General features: G+C 39.5%; 20 protein-coding genes. 17 read left to right on the forward strand and 3 right to left on the reverse strand.

Going from position 1 to position 20497, the window contains the following annotated elements; all coding sequences use genetic code 11:
• The first annotated feature begins 114 nt into the window (after positions 1–114).
• Together pepB and L655_RS0101370 are read left to right on the forward strand one after the other, a co-directional pair.
• Positions 115–1410, forward strand: coding sequence for an aminopeptidase PepB (gene pepB / locus L655_RS0101365; protein ID WP_024589754.1), 1296 nt, complete (start codon positions 115–117; stop codon positions 1408–1410).
• A 183-nt stretch (positions 1411–1593) separates the two neighbouring features.
• The gene (locus L655_RS0101370) at positions 1594–2160 is read left to right on the forward strand and encodes a phosphoribosyltransferase family protein (RefSeq protein WP_002962666.1); all 567 of its coding nucleotides are present in this window, start codon (positions 1594–1596) and stop codon (positions 2158–2160) included.
• Between the two features lie 65 nt (positions 2161–2225).
• On the opposite strand, the gene L655_RS0101375 is transcribed toward L655_RS0101370, so the two are convergent.
• Entirely contained in the window at positions 2226–2882 is a 657-nt protein-coding gene (locus L655_RS0101375; protein ID WP_002962665.1) for a Crp/Fnr family transcriptional regulator, read from the reverse strand.
• 287 nt (positions 2883–3169) lie between these two features.
• Between L655_RS0101375 and L655_RS0101385 the strand changes: the two genes are divergently transcribed.
• Positions 3170–3406 carry a YgjV family protein gene (locus tag L655_RS0101385; protein ID WP_024603839.1) on the forward strand — a complete coding sequence of 79 codons (237 nt, stop codon included), beginning with the start codon at positions 3170–3172 and terminating at the stop codon, positions 3404–3406.
• 355 nt (positions 3407–3761) lie between these two features.
• Here L655_RS0101385 and rdgC read toward each other — a convergent pair whose 3' ends face one another.
• Entirely contained in the window at positions 3762–4679 is a 918-nt protein-coding gene (gene rdgC / locus L655_RS0101390) for a recombination-associated protein RdgC (protein WP_024603840.1), read from the reverse strand.
• Between the two features lie 239 nt (positions 4680–4918).
• Entirely contained in the window at positions 4919–6688 is a 1770-nt protein-coding gene (locus L655_RS0101395; RefSeq protein WP_024603841.1) for an ATP-binding protein, read from the reverse strand.
• A gap of 355 nt (positions 6689–7043) precedes the next feature.
• On the opposite strand from L655_RS0101395, the gene L655_RS0101400 reads away from it, so the two are divergent.
• The 14 genes from L655_RS0101400 to L655_RS01000000124870 all read left to right on the forward strand — a co-directional run.
• Positions 7044–7412, forward strand: coding sequence for a response regulator (locus L655_RS0101400; RefSeq protein WP_024603842.1), 369 nt, complete (start codon positions 7044–7046; stop codon positions 7410–7412).
• 228 nt (positions 7413–7640) lie between these two features.
• Positions 7641–10058 carry a bifunctional aspartate kinase/homoserine dehydrogenase I gene (gene thrA, locus L655_RS0101405; protein ID WP_024603843.1) on the forward strand — a complete coding sequence of 806 codons (2418 nt, stop codon included), beginning with the start codon at positions 7641–7643 and terminating at the stop codon, positions 10056–10058.
• A gap of 9 nt (positions 10059–10067) precedes the next feature.
• The gene (gene thrB / locus L655_RS0101410) at positions 10068–11003 is read left to right on the forward strand and encodes a homoserine kinase (RefSeq protein WP_024596294.1); all 936 of its coding nucleotides are present in this window, start codon (positions 10068–10070) and stop codon (positions 11001–11003) included.
• Between the two features lie 11 nt (positions 11004–11014).
• Positions 11015–12298 (forward strand): threonine synthase, encoded by a 1284-nt coding sequence (gene thrC / locus L655_RS0101415; protein ID WP_024603844.1) that lies wholly within the window; start codon positions 11015–11017, stop codon positions 12296–12298.
• A gap of 269 nt (positions 12299–12567) precedes the next feature.
• Entirely contained in the window at positions 12568–13824 is a 1257-nt protein-coding gene (gene glyA / locus L655_RS0101420; RefSeq protein WP_002961763.1) for a serine hydroxymethyltransferase, read from the forward strand.
• Between the two features lie 275 nt (positions 13825–14099).
• Positions 14100–14549: a transcriptional regulator NrdR gene (gene nrdR, locus L655_RS0101425; protein WP_002961761.1), complete on the forward strand. Its 450-nt coding sequence runs from the start codon at positions 14100–14102 to the stop codon at positions 14547–14549.
• A 166-nt stretch (positions 14550–14715) separates the two neighbouring features.
• Positions 14716–15849 carry a bifunctional diaminohydroxyphosphoribosylaminopyrimidine deaminase/5-amino-6-(5-phosphoribosylamino)uracil reductase RibD gene (gene ribD / locus L655_RS0101430; protein WP_024603845.1) on the forward strand — a complete coding sequence of 378 codons (1134 nt, stop codon included), beginning with the start codon at positions 14716–14718 and terminating at the stop codon, positions 15847–15849.
• 16 nt (positions 15850–15865) lie between these two features.
• Positions 15866–16519 (forward strand): riboflavin synthase, encoded by a 654-nt coding sequence (locus L655_RS0101435; protein ID WP_002961757.1) that lies wholly within the window; start codon positions 15866–15868, stop codon positions 16517–16519.
• Positions 16520–16548: 29 nt separating this feature from the next.
• Complete coding sequence (ribBA, locus tag L655_RS0101440; protein WP_024603846.1) at positions 16549–17661, forward strand: bifunctional 3,4-dihydroxy-2-butanone-4-phosphate synthase/GTP cyclohydrolase II; 1113 nt, start codon at positions 16549–16551, stop codon at positions 17659–17661.
• A 100-nt stretch (positions 17662–17761) separates the two neighbouring features.
• Positions 17762–18226: a 6,7-dimethyl-8-ribityllumazine synthase gene (ribE, locus tag L655_RS0101445; RefSeq protein ID WP_002961753.1), complete on the forward strand. Its 465-nt coding sequence runs from the start codon at positions 17762–17764 to the stop codon at positions 18224–18226.
• Between the two features lie 15 nt (positions 18227–18241).
• Positions 18242–18652 (forward strand): transcription antitermination factor NusB, encoded by a 411-nt coding sequence (nusB, locus tag L655_RS0101450; protein WP_002961751.1) that lies wholly within the window; start codon positions 18242–18244, stop codon positions 18650–18652.
• A gap of 46 nt (positions 18653–18698) precedes the next feature.
• Positions 18699–19673 carry a thiamine-phosphate kinase gene (thiL, locus tag L655_RS0101455; RefSeq protein ID WP_024603847.1) on the forward strand — a complete coding sequence of 325 codons (975 nt, stop codon included), beginning with the start codon at positions 18699–18701 and terminating at the stop codon, positions 19671–19673.
• Positions 19670–20155 carry a phosphatidylglycerophosphatase A gene (locus L655_RS0101460; RefSeq protein ID WP_024603848.1) on the forward strand — a complete coding sequence of 162 codons (486 nt, stop codon included), beginning with the start codon at positions 19670–19672 and terminating at the stop codon, positions 20153–20155. The genes thiL and L655_RS0101460 overlap by 4 nt, the downstream gene beginning before the upstream one ends.
• Positions 20156–20192: 37 nt before the next feature.
• Positions 20193–20497: two-component regulator propeller domain-containing protein (locus L655_RS01000000124870; protein ID WP_033011173.1), on the forward strand; the 305-nt coding region annotated here is incomplete at its 3' end.

Raw genomic sequence — 20497 nt, forward strand, 5'->3', positions numbered from 1 at the left:
CAAAGTGTAAATACTGCACAGCAGTGTGATTTATGTTATTTATCTCAAGCTGTTGGGAACTTAAGCGCTCTATAGTAAACTCGGTGGCACATTTAAGTGCAAGGGTATTCTAACATGAGTGAAAAATTTGTTGTTCAACTAAGCGAACAAGCAGCAGCGAGTCATTGGGGCGATAATGCGTCATTGTCTTTTAATGAGCGCGGTGCAACTGTTCATTTGTCTGAGCAAGAAACATTGAAAAATGTTCAAAAAGCTGGTCGTACTATTGCAATCCAAGGTATTAAAAACGTTGAATTAGCAGGCGATGCTTGGTGTACAGAAAGCCAGTGGGCTTTTTATCAAGGCTTTGTAACACCAAAATCGTTAAACGGTGTTGAGTTTGTTGATAACGCACAATCAGATATTAAAGAACTTGCTCACTTAAAAACGTCAGCAATTTGGGCACGTGAAATGGTTAACGGGACAGCCGATGACATTTACCCAGAGAGCCTAGCCGAAAAAGCAGCTGAGTTTATTCAATCATTAGCGCCTGAACACGTAAGTTACCAAATCATTAAAGGTGATGCGTTACTAGAGCAACAGTGGATTGGTATTCATGCTGTTGGTCGCGGTAGTGTTCGCCCACCAGTATTGCTTGAGCTTGATTACAACCCAACAGGTGACGAAAATGCACCAGTAAGTGCTGCGCTTGTAGGTAAAGGTATTACGTTTGACTCAGGTGGTTACTCAATTAAATCAAGCGAAGGTATGCTTGGTATGAAGTGTGACATGGGCGGCGCTGCAACAGTAACTGCAGGTTTAGCATTGGCTATTAACCGTGGTATTGAAAAACGTATTAAGCTGTTTTTATGTTGTGCTGAGAACTTAATTTCAGGTCATGCATACAAATTAGGTGACATTCTTACTTATAAAAATGGCACAACAGTTGAAATTGTAAACACCGATGCTGAAGGTCGCTTAGTACTTGCTGATGGCTTAATGGCAGCAGGTGAGACTGGCGCTCCACTTATTATTGATGCAGCAACACTTACAGGTGCAGCGCTTGTTGCTGTTGGCCAGGAGTACAATGCATTATTTGCACTTGATAAAGAACTTGTACGTGAAGTTGAGAGTTTTGCATCTCAAGAAATGGAAGCTGCTTGGCCACTTCCTCTTGAAAAATGGCATCAACAAAACTGCCCATCGCCTTATGCTGATACGGCAAATAGCCGTGCACAAAAAGGTGGCGGTTATGGCGGTGCATCGAATGCTGCAGGCTTTTTATCGCGCTTTGTGCCAAACGATGGCAAAGGCTGGGTACACATAGATTTAGCGGCTGCATTTAACATGGGCAGTACAAGTCAATGGGCAGCGGGCGCAACAACGCAAGGTATGCGTACGGTTGCTCGTACCCTACAAGAAAAAGCATAATATTTACTAAATTATGCTTTTTACACTAAAAATAGGCACCTTTGGGTGCCTATTTTTTAATTTACAGGCAAGCAATTTTATTTCATTTGCGGTAAAATCCGTCGCCAATACCTGTTTGAGTTTAATTTTTGCTTAACTCTAAGCTGCGCTCAAATCTTATATCCACCACTGGGGTTTCTAATTATGTCAGATAAGTGCTACATCACAGCTCAACAGCTGCTTGAAGATTCGTTCCGCGTAGCGGCACAAGTATACCAAGATGGCTTTCGTCCTGATTTTATTATTGGTATTTGGCGAGGTGGTGCACCGATCGGTATTGCTGTTCAAGAATATTACGATTATAAAGGCATTGAGACTGACCACATTGCAGTACGTACATCGTCTTATTACGGTATTGGTAAACAATCTAAAGAAATTAAAGTCCACGGTTTGCATTACATTGTTGAGAACGCAAATGCAGGCGACTCATTATTAATTGTTGATGATGTATTTGACTCTGGTCGTAGTATTGTTGCATTAAAAGAAAAGCTTTCAGAGCTTATGCGCTTAAACTTGCCACGTGATATTCGTATTGCATGTCCGTACTACAAGCCAAAAAACTCAAAAGTAGACACTGTTCCAGATTATTATATTCATGAGTCTGAAGAGTGGTTAGTGTTCCCGCATGAACTATCGGGTTTAACACCGGATGAAATTATTGCAGGTAAATCTGATCTTGTGAAAATTCATGACATTTTGCTAGAGAAGTAATCAGTAATTTGTATAAATAGAAAAAGGCCGTTAAGGCCTTTTTTTATGGGTAAACTTTAAATAACTTAAAGTTGAGCAAAGCTATCTACGTATTCACTTAGCTTTGGTATATCGACTGCTTGTAAGCCATCGTTACTTCTAAGTACCAAGCCTTTTTCGACAAGTTCTGTAACAACACGTCTGTAAGCTCGCTCAGTGGTGGCAAAGCGTTCGGCTTCAGCATTTACAGTTGGATAGGCTCTAAGTAGCGTAGGGTTGTTGTTCTCGGCTCTTAGTAAGCAATCTTTGGCTATGTTGTAGCTCAATGGTAGTAGTAGCTTATCTAAATTGATTTTTTGGTTTTCCTGAAATTTAGCCGCAATAGTTTGTGCGGTGTATAAACTCAGTTCTGGTTTTTCAAGCAGCAGAGCACGCCAATGTCTTAATTCAATAAGATTATAAGTTACATCGCTAAAGCACGTTACCGTATAAATACACGGATTATTATTTAGCGCTTCTATTTCACCAATAAGGGTGTTGTTACAATCCAATTGTCCTAACAGCAGGCGTCGTCCATTACCTACGTCGTAACTAAACGACACAGTGCCACTGCGTACAAGCACAAGCTTGCTTAAAGGCTGATCTTGATGGATCAGAACTTCTTTTTTTGATTGTTGATAGCTACTACCGGCAAAGGTTAAAAGCTGATCAACAAGGTAACTAGAAAAATGGTATTGAAACATCAATGTGCTCTTCGGACATTTGTCCTATTTATTACATCTTAATGACGTTAGCATTAAGACACTAAGAATTTACGCTAACTTGCTACTAATATTATTAGCTTTGCTAATAGTATTATTTTACCTTCATTTCCCGTGTAATGATTTAAGAATTTGCTGGTGTTTTCCGGCAAACTTTTTCAGGTTTTTAAGCAAGTTAGCTTTTTTATTTTGTTGTAACTTTGCAATACTTATAAGTGCCATAAGTTAGCAGTACATGTAATGCTAACCTAAAGGCTAGGAGAGAACAATTGAGTTGGGAATATTTAGGCTATATTGCATCAGCTTTATTGGTTGCATCGTTAACAATGACAGATGTAGTAAAACTGCGTTGGTACAACATGTTTGGTTGTATTGTATTTACTGTATACGGTGTTGCCATTGGCGCAGTACCTGTTATTTTTACCAACGGCTTATTGTCGCTTGTAAATTTATACCACATTATAAAAATATATCGCCAACCTAAAGTTGAAGACGCTAAAAGCTAAAATAAGTTATCTGCACAAATAAGTTAATTATTTCAATTAAAATCAAAGCTTCAGTTTTTGTGCTGTCCAGCTTGAAGTGAATACATATAATCTCATATCACTCTACATAACTTTCCTTTGAACCTTGCTGTAATCTCTTACTTGAAAGATGATTTCATTAGGTTTTAATACGCCGAACGTTAGCTAAATTCTGTTCGCGGATAACAAATATATAAATAAGCGCTTCTAAAAATTCCATTAAAAAATCCGATAGCAGTAAACTGCTATCGGATTTTTTATCTGTTATACCAACCTGCTTATATATGAATCTATTTAATGCTTCAAAGCGCTTAAATATTTATGTAGGTTGTGGTATTTACGCTTTTTCTAAATCTTCAACGTCACCTAAGCCAGCAGTTAGTTCTTCAAGTAATTGCTTTATTTCCTCAGAAGCTAAAATAAAGTCAGCATCAAGTTTTAAAGCCATATCTTCTTTAGGAATATCTGCGTTCTCTTCTTTTAGAGTTTCAGAGTAGCTTAAACGCTTGATAGAGCCATCGTTTTGCAGCATAAACTTAAGGCGTTCTTGCCAATCAAGTGCCAGTTTAGTTACGCGTTTACCACTTTCTAAGTGCGATTTAACCTCATCACATGCCAGATCATGGCCTTTTAGTTTTACTTGTGCACCGCTGTCGTCAGCTTCTTCAAGCTCAGCGTCAGAGCCAATAGCAAAGCCTTCTGGTGTACTAAAGTTAGTTAACCAATCAGTTAAGAATACATCTAGGTCGTAGTTAGCAAACGCAGGTACAACTGGGAGCGTTCCTAACGATTTACGAAGTAGTGCCAGTAGCTCTTCAGCTTTATTAAAGCTGCCACTATTTACAACCACCCAGCCATTTTCTTGGTCAATAAAGGCAAATTGTAAGCTCGACTTTTTAAATGCCTGGGGTAGAAGAGTATGAAGAATGTTTTCTTTTAATTCGTCTTTTTCTTTCTTTTTAACAGGGCGGTTTTCTTCGGCTTCTATCTGATCAATCTTCTCAGTAACTAGTTCGTTAATAACAGAAGCTGGGAGTACTTTTTCTTCACGTTTTGCGCAAACTAAAATACTTTTTTGAGAAAAATGCGATAGTGTTTCGCCATGCTTTCCAAACGCTTTTGTCCAACCAAATGTTGCAAGCTCTTGACCAGTACATGGGCGAAATAAATCTTGCTCTAATGCTTTATCAAAATCTTCTTGGGTGTATGAAACGTCTTGCTTAAAGCGGTAACAAATAAGGTTACTAAACCACATAGGGGAATTGATCCATTTGAAAAATTTGTCCAATCATAGCAATAAAAACAGCATCTCGAAATGACTGATTTGTTACTAGGGCGTGTTGAACTTTATGGATTGAAATTTGTTCAATCTATGGGCGATTAAATCGCGGCGCGAGGTTTGTAACCTAGTGGGCTAAGTAAAAACCAAATATGTTGCTGAAAATTCAACCACCAAAGATCAACACGCCCTAATAATTTAATGCATGTACTTTTTTATTCATATTTTTCAAAAATAGGCATTGGCTTAGCCATGTTCTTTGGAAATTGAATATAGTAACGCAGACCTTTGCCAGGTTCACTCGTTGCATCAATAGATCCGCTAAGAGTTTGTTTAACTAAATTAAACATTATATGGGTACCTAATCCGCTTCCGCCTTCATCGCGCTTAGTCGTAAAGAATGGGTCAAACAACTTTTTCAATTGCTCACTGGTAACACCGTTACCGTCATCTTTGTAATCAATCGTTAAGTTAGTGTCATCTGCACTTATTTTGATATCCATCACACCGTTGCTTTTACCTTCAAAGCCATGAATGAGTGAATTCATTATTAAGTTAGTAAAAATTTGGCTGATGGCGCCTGCAGGTAAATTTAAAACTAAATCATCAGGGCATTCTAATTTTATTGTATGAGATGTCTTTTTTAGTTTTGGATGCAGTGAGCGTATTACTTCGTTAGTGTAATCTTTAAAGTTAATAGTTCTTACTGCTTCACTGGCCTGATCGACCGCTATTTGCTTAAAGCTAGCAATAAGCTCTGAGGCTCTATCTAAGTTAGTGGTTAACAAGCTTGTACTTTGTTTTGCTTCGTTAATAAATTCTTCTAATGCTTTTGGTGAAAGTGTTTTTTCACTATAAGCACTTTCGAGTTTATTTAAGCGTTCTTGCAAAAACGATATTGCCGTTACACCTATCCCAATAGGGGTGTTTATATCATGTGTAATACCCGCCACAAGTCCGCCTAGTGCAGCCATCTTCTCTGTACCTAATAAACGTTCCTGTGCAAGGCTTAATTCTTCTATATAACGTTGGGATTCAGTTTGTTTTGTAATTAGCTCTTGCTCTGTGCTGCGGCGCAAGTCTATTTCTTCAGTGAGCACAATTTTTTGCTTTTCAAGTTCATATTTTTGATGTTGTAATTCCATCATTGCTTGGCTTAAGTTTGATGTTTTACGGGCTACGTCTTGCTCAAGTTGTATGTTGTGATGATCGAGTTTTTCGTTACTAATAATGAGTTCTTTTTGGGTGTGCTCAAGCTCTTTCCTATACTGAACCACTTTATCTATTAGTTTGTTAAACGACTGCTCCATTACTTTTAGTTCGTTATGCTCCTCTGTTTCTATTTCGATGTGTTGTCCTTCTAGCTCATCTAATTCTAGGTTTTCTAGTTGCTCAGTGAGCTCAGCTAAGGGATCTGTAAGAAGCTTTCTAAATGCCATTAAAAATAAAATGATTAAAAAGGTGGTTTTAATCATCGCATTACCAATCAAAAAGTAGATTGATACCATAATTCGGCTTAAAACAACTTCTCGGCTAGAAAATAAGGTAACGTCACCCACTTGGGTAGCACGGCCAGAAAATTCAAAAATAAGTGGAAAGGTGTAACCAAACAGACCGGATTTCGCGTCTTCTAAAATTGCTTCTTCTTGTACTAACTGTTGGTTATATAGCTTATGTATGTCGAGCGAGCGCCCTAATTGTGAAATAATTTCGCCGCTGTCGTCTCGAACAATAATCCCTTCAATCATGGGAATGGCGAGTAAACCTTCTGCTGTTGTAATTGTTTGCTTGGTATTAAGCTCCCAAATTGCACGTGTTAAGCTACGACTAAAGGTTTTTTGTAATGTACTTAATTCATCACGTATATAGTCTTTAGTATTGAGATATTCAGCAAGCACCTGTCCGCAAGTCACTACGAAGGTAAGCAAAAAATAAACGGATAAAACGCTTGTTAGTAGCTTCTTAGAAAGGCTTTTTTGTAACATGAGTGACTTGTTCATCCTTTGTTATTTTTGTAACGTTACTATTGTAATTCAAAAGTTAGTCAATAAACCTCTAAAAATAAATAAAAAAGTTAAAATTTAATAAGATAAATCTAATTAAATAGGTATGTAGTATTAATGTAATTAAATTCAGCTATGAATTAGTAAATTTGTTAGACGTTAAGTTTTGTAAGTTTGATTAGAATTTAGTTTCGTTAATCATATTTAAATGAATTAATTCTATATTTATCATTGCATTGAATTATTAATGCGCTAAGTATTTAGATGCGTGTTAAAGTGTCTTGAGTGCAAAGGAAGATGGTCTTTTAATAACTTTGATGGTTGTGTAGTAGTAAACATGATGAAATTTTCGATATTAGTCTGTGATGATTCTGCTGTTGCTCGTAAACAAGTCGTGCGGTGTTTAAATGAGTGTATAGATGCAGATATACAACAAGCTATAAATGGAGCAAACGCCCTCGATCTTTTAAGAGCACAAAACTTTGATTTACTGTGCCTAGACCTCACCATGCCAGAGGTTGATGGTATACAAGTACTTGAAACTATAAAAATAGAAAAAATAGAGTGCTTTGTGTTGGTTATTTCTGCTGATATACAGGAGAAAATGAAGAAACGAGTCGCCCAACTTGGCGCAATTGATTTTATTGATAAACCTATTAATAAATCAAGCTTGAATGAAATATTGCATAAATTTGGCATTCATTAGGTTTTTTCATGTTAAAAAAGGCTGTTTTATCTTTTAATTTAGGGTTGACAGCATAGCCTTTGTTAAGGCAGTCTTAACATATGAAAACAATTAATCGCGTACTGACCATTATTATTACAACCATCATTCTTACTGGATAGTGGCATAGGTCGGTGCAACAAATTTAAAGGCCTGTGTTCACTTAGAACACAGGCCTTTTTTCGTTTTATGGGATGAGGAACATAAACAATGCGAGTTTTAAAATTTGGTGGGTCTTCACTTGCCGATTATGCATGCTTACAACAGGTAGCTCAGTTAGTTAAAGCACAGTTAAAAGATGAAATGTTATTGGTGCTTTCTGCTCCAGGTGGAATGACCGATTCGCTAGTTGCACTCGCAAGTGCCGCAGAGCAAGGCTTAGATTTTTCGCAGCAATGGCAAGCATTAGCGAGTCGCTGTGAAGGCCTAAAAGCTGACGTTGAAAAAAGTGGCGTAGTAGTTACAATCTGGCCAGATCTAAGGGAACTTAAAAATAAACTAGATGGCGTGTCGCTTATACAGTGTTGCCCTGATCAAGTTCGCGCATTTGTAATTAGCTTTGGAGAGCGCGTTAGCGTTTCTTTAATGCAGGCTTTATTGAACTCGCACGATGCAAGATACTTAGAAGCAACAAGCTGTATCGCCTCAACTGGTGGTTATATCGACGCCGAGGCTGATTTAGTAACAAGTAAAGCGCGCTTTCAAGCTGTGCTTAAAGAAAATCCTGCAACTATTTATATCATGCCTGGTTTTACTGCGAGTAATGACAAGGGCGAGCTTACAACGCTTGGTCGTAATGGCTCAGACTACTCAGCAGCAATTGCAGCAGCATGTTTAGAAGCTGAGATTTGTCAAATTTGGACAGACGTTGATGGCGTATACAGTGCTGATCCTCGTTATATTAAAAAAGCCACTAAAGTAGATTTTTTATCTTATAAAGAAGCGATGGAGCTTTCTTACTTTGGTGCAAAAGTACTTCACCCAAAAACAATTTTACCGTGTGCTAAAGCAGGCGTGCCATGTGAAATTAAAAATACGCATAACCCAGACGCACAAGGCTCATTAATTGGTAACGATTATTCATCTGATGAGCCCGTAAAAGCGCTTTCTAGCTTGCAAGACCTTGCAATGTTAACTGTTTCAGGCCCAGGCATGAAGGGTAAAGTAGGCATGGCGTCTAAGGTATTTAACGCGCTTGCTCATGATAACGTATCAATTGTATTGATCACGCAATCATCATGTGAATTTAGCATTAGTTTTTGTGTGCACGAAACAGACCTAGCACTTGCACTGGATGCGCTACAAACTGCATTTGAGCTTGAATTACAAGCAGGGCTTATTGAGCCTGTACAAGTACAGCGTAATTTAGCCATTGTTACTTTAGTGGGCGACAACATGCGCGCACACCGTGGCTTAGCGGCTAAGTTTTTTGCATCGCTTGCACAAGCGCAAGTAAATATCGTGGCAATTGCACAGGATTCTACAGAAAGTGCTATTTCTGCGGTAATTGATGGTGAGTTATGTAATGACGCTGTAAAAATATGCCATGAAAACTTTTTCACGCATGTGCCGTCAATTGATGTGTTTTTACTAGGTTGTGGCTTAGTAGGGCAAGAGCTTATTAATCAGCTTGAACGCCAGCAAGCGTGGCTTGAAAAACGTAATATTAAACTTAACTTGTATGGTGTTGCTAACTCTCGTCAATTACACCTTGATAACGAAGGCATCGCTTTTAGTGATTGGCAGCAAAAATTGGCCTCATCTGAGCAAGCATTTGATTTAAAGTTAGTAGAGCAATTTGTTAAGCAAAACCACTTAGTGAATCCGGTATTAGTAGATTGTACATCTTCAGATGCACTTGCTGCGCAGTATGTAGACTTTTTAAATGCAGGTTTCCATGTAGTTGCTGCCAATAAAAAAGCGACAACAAGCTCATACACGTATTACCAAGATTTAATTGCAGCAACACAAAAGAATAATCGTAAATTTTTATACGAAACAAATGTTGGTGCAGGCTTACCAGTTATCGACAACTTACAGTCATTATTTGGAGCTGGTGATGAGTTACTAGAGTTTAGCGGTATTTTATCAGGCTCACTTTCGTATATGTTTGGCGCACTTCAAGATGGTTTATCACTTTCTGAAGCCACAATTAAAGCTAAAGAAAGTGGCTTTACAGAACCAGATCCTCGTGATGATTTATCGGGTACCGATGTAGCACGTAAGTTACTGATCATTGCTCGCGAAGCCGGTATGAAGTTGGAGCTAAGCGATATTGAAGTTGAGTCAGTATTACCACAAGGTTTTGCACAAGGTGATAGCGTTGATGAGTTTATGGCAAAACTACCAAGCCTAGATGCTGATTTTAATGACCGCATTCAAAGCGCTGCGAGCGAAGGTAAGGTACTTCGTTATGTAGGTACAATTAAAGAAGGTCACTGTAAAGTAGGTATTGAGGCTGTTGATGAAAAACATGCGCTTAATGTAATTCGCGATGGCGAAAACGCGCTTGCTATTTTAAGTCAATACTACCAGCCACGTCCGTTTGTTATTCGTGGTTATGGTGCAGGGTCTGAAGTAACAGCAGCGGGTGTATTTGCTGATATTTTAAAAACACTATCGCGCTAGGAGCTCGTTATGATTGAAGTATATGCTCCGGCGTCTATTGGTAATTTTGCAGTAGGTTTTGATGCACTTGGCGCAGCGCTTGCGCCAATTGATGGTAGTTTATTAGGTGATGTAGCCGTTGTAAGTGCAGCACCAAGTGACGAATTTATTTGTACTGGCGACTACGCTCACAAGTTACCAAGTGATGCGAATGAAAACTTAGCGTACCAGTGTTTAGTACATTTTAGAGCGCATGTTGCGCCTGATATGCCAAGCGTAAAGCTCGAGCTTAAAAAGAATTTACCAATTGGATCTGGACTTGGTTCTAGTGCATGCTCGGTCGTGGCTACCTTTGCTGCCCTTGATAAGTTTGCACAAACTAACTTAAGTCAGGTTGAGCTTATTGAGCTTATGGCTGACTTTGAAGCTGTAGTGAGCGGTGGTCGTCATTACGACAACATCACGCCATGCTATTTAGGTGGTTTGCAATTAACAGGTGATTTAATCCCTGATAAATCGATTGCACTGCCTGTTGATGAAAATTGGTACTACGTTGCTGCGTTCCCTGGTTTTTCACTCAACACTGCAAAAGCGCGCTCGGTTTTACCAAAAGAGTTGAGCATGCATGCAAGTGTTGAGTTTGCACAGCGTTTATCGGCATTTAGTAGCTTACTGTTGACTAATCGTTTTGACGATGCACTTAGCATAATGAAAGATGAAATAGCAGAACCTTACCGCGCACCGCTTATTAAAGGTTTTAGTGAAGCCAAAGCAAGCTTACCAGCGTTGGGCGCTGAAATAGTGAGTATTTCGGGCGCAGGACCTACCTTGTTTAGTGTATGTAAAACACTTGAAGCTGCAAAGCAATGCGCGCAGTGGTTAGAGGCAAATTACATTAACGAGCAAGGCTTTTGCCACATTTGTAAATTAGATAACGACGGCACGCGTCAATTAACAGTTTTATAGGATAGGTAGTCATGCAATTACATAATTTAAAAGATAGCTCACAAAAAGTGTCGTTCGTTGAAGCCGTAAAAACAGGTTTGGGTCGTAATCAAGGTGTGTTTTTCCCTGAATCCCTTGCCCCACTGTCCGATGTTGATGCATTGCTTGATATGGACTTTGTTACACGCAGTGGCAAAATATTATCTCACCTAATTGGTGATGAGCTGCCAAGCGACACTGTGGCACAAATGGTTAAAAATGCATTTAACTTTCCAGTTAAGCTGGTAGAAGTTGAAGAGAATACATACTGCTTAGAGTTGTTTCATGGTCCTACGCTTGCGTTTAAAGACTTTGGTGGTCGCTTTATGGCTGAGTGTTTAGCGCAATTTAATAAAGATGAAAAAGTAACTATTTTAACCGCAACATCGGGCGATACTGGTGCAGCCGTTGCACATGCTTTTTATAACAAGCCGAATATCGATGTTGTCATCTTATATCCTAAAGGCAAAATTTCACTTGCTCAGCAAAAGCTATTTACTACGTTAGGTAACAATATTCATTGTTACGCAGTTGATGGCAGTTTTGATGATTGCCAAGAGTTGGTTAAAAATGCCTTTTTAGATGAAGAAGTTAAATCAATACTTGGGCTTAATTCTGCTAATTCAATTAATATTAGCCGTTTAGTTGCTCAGGTTTGTTATTACTTTGAGGCCATTGCACAACTACCAAAAGAAAAACGCGCAACAGCGCATATATCAGTGCCAAGTGGCAACTTTGGTAATGTATGTGCTGGAATGATTGGTGCGGTTATTGGCTTACCTGTAGGTAAATTAAGTGCAACAACCAACCAAAATGATACTGTGCCGCGCTTTATGCTTGATAAAACCTGGACGCCAAACGCAACACTTGAGTCGCTTTCAAATGCAATGGATGTAAGTAAGCCAAACAACTGGCCGCGTGTGCAAACAATGTTAGATAATAACTGGTTTAGCTACGATAACTTTTATTCAACTAGCGTAAACGAGGAAGACACGCAATTGGTGATGAAAAAAATTCAACAAACGGGTTATGTTGCAGAGCCCCACACTGCTATTGCGTACCAAGGTCTTGTTGAAAATCGAGCGCCTGGTGCTGCGGGTATCTTTTTAGCAACCGCTCATCCTGCTAAGTTTAAAGAAAGCGTAGAGGGTATTTTAAATATTGAATTAGGTATGCCAAAACCACTTAGCGACGCACTAGCAAAACCATGCCTAGCAAGCGATATAAAGGCCGATTACGACGCATTACGTACAGAAATACTTGCTAAACTTGGCTAAGTTAATTAATTCAAAAAGGCGGTTAAGCCGCCTTTTTTTATAACTTTAGGCTATTAAATCTAGTGAATTGCATTTACTAATTAAATGTAGGAAATAGTATTCATTTAAAATCGTTATGGTTTTATAAGAAAATATCATCTTAAAAAGTCTGTGAAATAGTTTCAATCCCTGTTTAAATATCCTCAACTTAAGAGCGTAGGCAAAGAGTCGTTTAAAGCGTACAATAAAGCCTCTAAAAAACACCATACACGTTGCCCTAGGAGACCCCAATGTTAGAACGTAGCATGAATATTTCGGATTTTGATCCAGAGTTATTTGACGCGATAAACAAAGAAACTGCTCGCCAAGAAGAGCACATTGAACTAATCGCTTCAGAAAACTACTGTAGCCCACGCGTACTAGAAGCGCAGGGTTCACAGCTTACAAATAAATACGCAGAAGGTTACCCTGGCAAACGTTATTATGGCGGTTGTGAGCACGTTGATGTTGTTGAGCAATTAGCAATTGACCGTGCTAACGAGTTATTTGGTTCTGACTACGCAAACGTACAACCACATGCTGGTTCGCAAGCTAATGCTGCTGTTTTTCTAGCGCTATTAGAAGCAGGCGACACTGTACTTGGTATGAGCTTAGCTCATGGTGGTCACTTAACTCACGGATCACACGTAAGCTTCTCTGGTAAGCTATACAATGCAATTCAATACGGACTAGATGAAACAACGGGCGAAATTGATTACGCACAGGTTGAAGCACTAGCACTTGAGCATAAACCAAAAATGATTATTGGTGGTTTCTCAGCGTACTCAGGTATTGTTGATTGGGCTAAATTCCGTGAAATTGCTGACAAAGTAGGTGCTTACCTGTTTGTTGATATGGCTCACGTTGCAGGTTTAATTGCGGCAGGCGTTTACCCAAGCCCAGTTCCTCATGCACATGTTGTAACTACAACTACGCATAAAACACTTGCTGGTCCTCGTGGTGGTTTAATTATCTCTGCATGTGGCGACGAAGCAATCTATAAAAAGCTTAACAGCGCAGTTTTCCCTGGTGGCCAAGGTGGTCCTTTATGTCATGTTATTGCAGCAAAAGCCGTGGCATTTAAAGAAGCGCTTCAACCAGAATTTAAAGTATACCAAACACAAGTTGTTAAAAACGCAAAAGCAATGGTTGCTGTAATGCAAGAGCGCGGCTACAAAATCGTATCTGACAAAACTGAAAACCACTTATTCCTACTCGATTTAATCGATAAAGATATCACTGGTAAAGATGCAGATGCAGCCCTTGGTAACGCTAACATCACAGTTAACAAAAACTCAGTGCCAAACGATCCACGTTCTCCGTTTGTAACATCTGGTTTGCGTATTGGTTCTCCTGCAATCACTCGTCGTGGTTTCAAAGAAGAAGAATCAAAAGAGCTTGCTGGCTGGATTTGTGACGTACTAGATAACATCACTGATGAATCTGTACAGGCGCAAGTTAAAGAAAAAGTAAAAGCAATTTGTGCAAAATTACCTGTTTACGCTTAATTGCATAAGCAACAGTAATTAACAGCACAACAGTTAGGGAGCTGTTTATCTTTTGAGATTAAATTTGCGCTGTTTTTGAAGTGGCTCTAAAAGTAGTTTTTGCTTTGTGGCTGGGTTTTGACTCAGTTTATTCGATTATAAATCGCACAGTGCAATTAAATTGGCTCTAGATAAAACAAATTTAAATCCTGAAAGAGCAACAGACCTTAATTTTTGCTAAGATAAAAGACCGCTATTTAGCGGTCTTTTTTGTTTTAAAACGGAAGTACCGAGCTATGCATTGTCCATTTTGTACCGCAAAAGATACTAAAGTTATTGACTCACGCCTTGTTGGTGGAGGCCATCAAGTTCGCAGGCGCCGTGAGTGCAACGACTGCCATGAGCGCTTTACTACATTTGAAGGCGCTGAACTGGTTATGCCTCGTGTTATTAAACAAGACGGCAGCCGCGAACCATTTAACGAAGATAAATTATTAAATGGCTTAAATCGCGCACTCGAAAAACGCCCAGTGAGCACAGAGCAAGTAGACGAAGTAGTGAATATAATAAAATCGCAGTTGCGTGCTACAGGCGAGCGAGAAATTTCAAGCCATTTGGTTGGTGAATGCATTATGGAAGCCCTCAAAAAGCTCGATAAAGTAGCGTATGTAAGATTTGCCTCTGTTTATCGCTCGTTTGAAGATATACGCGAATTTGGCGAAGAAATTGCCCGCTTAGGGGAGTAATACCAATTTTATTAAAAATATGATCATTCTATCGCATTAAATAGCGCACTCACTGCGTTAAAAATTATTCATATAGAACAACTATATGTCATAATTTTCGCCTTGTTATTGCGCTATTTTCTTAGCGCTATAATGGACCACTTATTTAACGCAATTGGTATAATAAATGCTTAACCAAATTACTTTTACTGAACATGATGAAATGTATATGGCACGCGCCATAGAACTTGCCAAAAAAGGTCGGTTTACTACCACACCTAACCCTAATGTTGGCTGTGTCTTAGTTAAAAATAATCAAATAATTGGCGAGGGTTTTCATCAATTAGCAGGTCAAGGCCATGCTGAAGTAAATGCACTGGCTGTCGCTGGAAAAAATACACGAGGTGCAACGGCTTATGTAACGCTTGAACCGTGTAGTCATTATGGCCGTACGCCACCGTGCGCCGAAGGCTTAAAAGCTGCCGGTGTGGTAAAAGTAATTGCTGCTATGGTTGATACAAATCCACAAGTTGCTGGCAAAGGCCTTAAAATACTGAGCGACGCGGGTATTGACGTTGCTTACGGGTTACTCGAATCACAAGCTCGCGCACTTAACGTTGGCTTTTTTAAGCGTATGGAGCAAGGCTTACCTTATGTGATTTGCAAAATGGCAGCGAGTATTGATGGTAAAACGGCACTTAAAAATGGGCAAAGTAAGTGGATCACAAGTCCTGCTGCTCGACAAGACGTACAATTACACCGAGCGAAAAGCTGCGCTATTTTAACCGGTGCCGATACAGTGTTAGTAGACGATGCTAAACTTAATGTGCGACTAAGTGAGCTGCCTTGTACACTGCCTACTGATTTGCCGCTTCGCCAGCCCGTGCGTGTTATAATTGACTCTCAAAACCGTTTAACACCGGACCTTGCTTTATTTGAAATCCAAAGTGATGTAATAATATTTACGACTAAGGTTGATAAATCATTGCAATGGCCGCATTTTGTAAAGCATATTGAAGTCAGTGAAAGTAACGGTAAAGTTGATTTACAAGCCGTTTTAGAAAAACTTGGGCAGCTACAGTTTAATAATGTTTGGCTTGAAGCTGGCGCAACACTTGCTGGTAAAATGACAGAGCTTAATTTAGTTGACGAGTTTGTTTTTTATTTAGCGCCTAAACTAATGGGCCAAGATGCAAAAAGTTTAGTTAATTTTCCTGAATTGACGAGTATGCAAAACACCGTTGATTTAACATTTAATGAATGTGCGCGCATTGGTGACGATTTACGTATCACCGCGTCAAAACTCATTAAAATCACTTAATAAAAAGAGTAGTACTATGTTTACTGGGATAATAGAAGCCACAGGCAAAATTGCTTTATTACAAAAAAAACAAGGCGACTTAGCCATTCGTATCCAAAGTGCTGATCTTGATATGACAGACGTAAAGTTAGGTGACAGCATTGCAACTAATGGTGTTTGCTTAACTGTAGTTGATAAACATATTGATGGTTTTAGTGCGGATTTATCTAATGAGACGATTAGTTTGACCGGTTTTGCTCACTATGCTTTAGGACAAACGGTGAATCTTGAAAAAGCTATGCAACCTGTTTCTCGTTTAGGCGGTCATTTAGTATCTGGCCATGTTGATGGTATCGCAACAATTACAAGTATTACTGCAAACGCCAGAGCAACAGAATATTGGCTTACAACTGACGAAAATTTAATGAAATACATTCCGTACAAAGGTTCGGTATGTATTGATGGTATAAGCCTGACAGTAAACGCTGTAGAGGGCAATAAATTCAAATTAACAATTGTCCCACACACGAGTGAGCAAACCACAATTGCTCATTTTAAAGTAGGTACCCAAGTTAATTTAGAAGTCGATCAAATTGCACGTTATTTAGAGCGCCTTATAAAGGGTGCAGAGCAACCAACAGGCTCTGATATTTCGATGAGCTTACTCGCTAAAGCGGGTTTTATTAAATAACGAAACTGACAACTTACACGAGCAAATTTATGAATTTACACAGTGCGCAAGAAATCATCGACGATATTAAAGCCGGTAAAATGGTTATTTTAATGGATGATGAAGATAGAGAAAATGAAGGCGATTTAATAATAGCTGCTGAGCACATTAGCGCAGAAGCGATTAATTTCATGGCTACCCATGGCCGTGGTTTAATTTGTTTAACCATGACGCAAGAGCGTTGCGAGCAACTTGATTTACCGTTAATGGTTAAAAACAATGGTGCAGCATTTTCGACTAACTTTACAATGTCGATAGAAGCATCAAAAGGTGTTACAACCGGTATTTCAGCAGCAGATAGAGCGCGTACAGTGCAAGCGGCTATAGCTAAAGGCGCAGTCCCAAGTGATATTGTTCAGCCGGGACATATTTTTCCTATTATGGCGCAACCTGGTGGCGTATTAACTCGCGCAGGACACACTGAAGCTGGCTGTGATTTAGCGCGTTTAGCTGGACTTGAAGCATCATCTGTTATTGTTGAAATACTTAATGCTGACGGCACTATGGCACGTCGCCCTGATTTAGAAGTTTTTGCGAAAGAGCACGATATTAAAATTGGCACCATTGCTGATTTAATCGAATACCGCAACTTAAACGAAACAACAATTGAGCAAGTAGCAAAATGTAAGTTACCAACTGTTCATGGTGAATTTGATTTAGTTACTTACAAAGACACAATTGACGGCCAATTACATTACGTATTGCTCAAAGGCGATATAAAAGATCAAGAGCCGACAAATGTCCGTGTACATTTGCAAAGTACCTTTAACGATATTCTACTTTCAGACAGAAGTGCTGACCGTAGCTGGGGTCTTTCTGAAGCAATGGCCTACATTGCTAAAAATGAAGGTGCTTTAGTTATTTTAGGTAAGCAAGAAAGCACTGAAGAGCTAGAGGCAACTGTGAAAGCATTTGCAGCAGCTGATGCTGGCGAAAGCGTTACGCCACGCAAATTCAAAGGCACATCTCGTACTGTTGGCGTAGGTTCGCAAATACTTGCCGATCTTGGAATTAAACAAATGCGATTAATGAGTCGCCCCAAAAAGTACCATGCACTTTCGGGCTTTCATTTAGAAGTTGTTGATTACGTTGAGCCACAATAAGCATCACGCTTAAACTAGGCTATTATTTTATTTTTATGGTATGATGCGCAGCAATTTTTGCGCAATCGCAACCGCTTGAACTTATTTTTAGGGTTATCAAATGAAAATTATTGAAGGTAATAAGTACGCTCCAGGCAAAAAATTTGCCATTGTCATTTCTCGTTTTAATGACTTTATTGGTAGCAGCCTCCTTGCAGGTGCTGTTGATGAGCTAAAACGCACAGGTGGCGTATCAGATGACGACATTACCGTTATTTATGTGCCAGGCGCGGTAGAATTACCTTTAGCGGCTAAACGCGTTGCGGCAAAAAAAGAGTATGATGCAATCATCGCATTAGGCGTAGTGATCAGAGGTGGTACACCACACTTTGACCTAGTTGCTGGCGAATCAAACAAAGGTCTTGCGCAAGTATCACTTGAGTATGATATCCCGGTTGCATTTGGCGTATTAACCACAGAAAGCATTGAACAAGCAATTGAGCGTGCTGGCACCAAAATGGGCAATAAAGGCGGCGAAGCTGCTTTAGGCGCGCTTGAAATGGTTAATGTGTTAGATAAAATTTAAGTTTAAGGAATTTTTGTGAAACCAGCAGCAAGACGTAAAGCACGTATCTTAGCACTCCAAGCCGTTTATTCTTGGCAAATAAGTGGCAATTTAATTGCCGATATCGAACAACAAATGTTGATCGAAACAGACGTTACTAAAATTGATGTTGAATACTTTAAAGATCTAGCGACGGGTGTTGCTGTAAATTACAAGCAACTAGACGAAGCTGTATCACCACATTTAACACGTCCGTTTGATGACTTAGATATGGTTGAGCGTGCAATTTTACGTTTAAGCAGCTATGAGCTTAAGTTCCGTGAAGACGTACCTTATAAAGTTGCTATTAACGAAGGTATTGAACTGGCCAAAATTTTTGGCGCTGAAGACAGCCATAAATTTGTAAACGGTGTACTTGATAAAGCTGTTAAGCATTTACGCAAGTAAGTAAACCGTTAAAGAGGGGAGCCGGCATAGGCCGGCTTTTTTGTGTATGAAGGAATTTGAATTAATTAACCGCTACTTTAAAGGTCGCGGTATCACCCGTCGTGATGTAAACCTAGGTATAGGGGATGATTGCGCTTTAGTAACCGTTCCACAAAACTGCCAACTTGCCGTTACAACAGACACTCTTGTTGCTGGCGTACACTTTTTTGATGATATTTCCCCTCGTGCATTAGGTCACAGAGCGCTTGCTGTTAATTTAAGTGATTTAGCGGCCATGGGCGCTGAGCCAACTTGGGTTTCAGTTGCGTTAACTTTGCCAAGTATTGACCCACAGTGGATTGAAGAGTTTACTGATGGCATGCATGAAATTGCTGAATATTTTAATGTGCAGATTATAGGTGGCGATACAACTCAGGGTCCATTAACCATCACTATTTGTGCGAAAGGGACTGTACCCGAAGGTACTGCACTTCGTCGTAGTGGCGCAAAAGTGGGTGATTGGATTTATGTTACGGGTCCGCTAGGTGACGCTGGACTTGCAATTGAGTCTCGCAAGCAAGGTATAAATATTGAGCCAGAGCATTTAAAGTACGTAAATAAACGCTTTGACTTTCCAACCCCACGTGTTGCTGCAGGGCAGGTATTACGAGGCCTAGCATCATCGGCTATTGATGTGTCGGACGGCTTAATCGCTGATTTAAGCCATATACTCGATATGTCACAAGTAAATGCAGTGGTGAATATTGAAAGTATTCCAACTTCAGATGCGATGCAAGCAAGCCTTGATTTTAATCAGCAGCTGCCATTTATTCTCAGTTACGGTGATGATTACGAATTAATTTTTACGGTCCCTGATAGCAATAAAAGTATGTTAGAAATAAAGCTACGCCAGTATGGTGTAGATGCAACATGCATTGGCCAAGTTAAAAGTGGCGATGGCCAAATTGAGCTTTTACACAACGGTGAAAAGTTTGATTTTGAACCGCAGGGTTTTGAGCACTTTGCAAAGGAGCTGGTTTGAACAATAACCGCAAGTTTAATTTAAAGCGTCCACATCAGTTTTTTGGTCTGGGCTTTGGGACAGGGCTTGCCCCTAAAGCGCCCGGTACATTTGGTACGTTTGCTGCCTTGCCATTCATTTTTATGACCATGTATTATCCGTTATGGCTGCAAATTGTATTTGCCGTTGTGATCAGTATATTTGGTATATGGGCGTGCGGTAAAACGGCTGATGATTTAGGCGTACACGATCATCCTGCTATTGTATGGGATGAAGTGGCGGGTTATTACATCACTATGATTGGCGCAGCACTTAGCTGGCAAACATTACTCGTAGGTTTTTTGTTATTTCGCTTTTTTGATATAGCAAAACCCGGCCCAATCCGTATGCTAGACAAACGAGTACATGGCGGTTTAGGTATAATGGCCGATGATATACTTGCGGGTATTTTTTCGCTTATATGTTTACAAGCGTTAATAAAAGTGGGTTTACTGTCCTTTTAATTTTTATATTTGATTTGTTTAACTAGGTGGCAGCAATATGATGCGATTTTTACTGGTTTGTGTACTTATGTTGTGCGCGACGCCAAGTTGGGCTTCAATTACTGATTACGTAGTTAAGCAATGGAATATAAAAGATGGTCTACCGTCGCAATCACTTAAAAGTGTTGTGCAAGATCAGCAAGGCTATATGTGGCTTGGTACGCAATTTGGTTTAAGCCGTTTTGATGGTACAACATTTACAAATTACAACACGCAAAATAGCCCGTTTTTGCCTAGTAATGGTGTTAATAAGCTTTTAGTCGATTCTAGTGGTTTGTTATGGGTAGGCACTAAAAGTGGCTT

This window comes from Pseudoalteromonas sp. TAE79 (assembly GCF_000498015.1).
Taxonomy (GTDB): Bacteria; Pseudomonadota; Gammaproteobacteria; order Enterobacterales; family Alteromonadaceae; genus Pseudoalteromonas.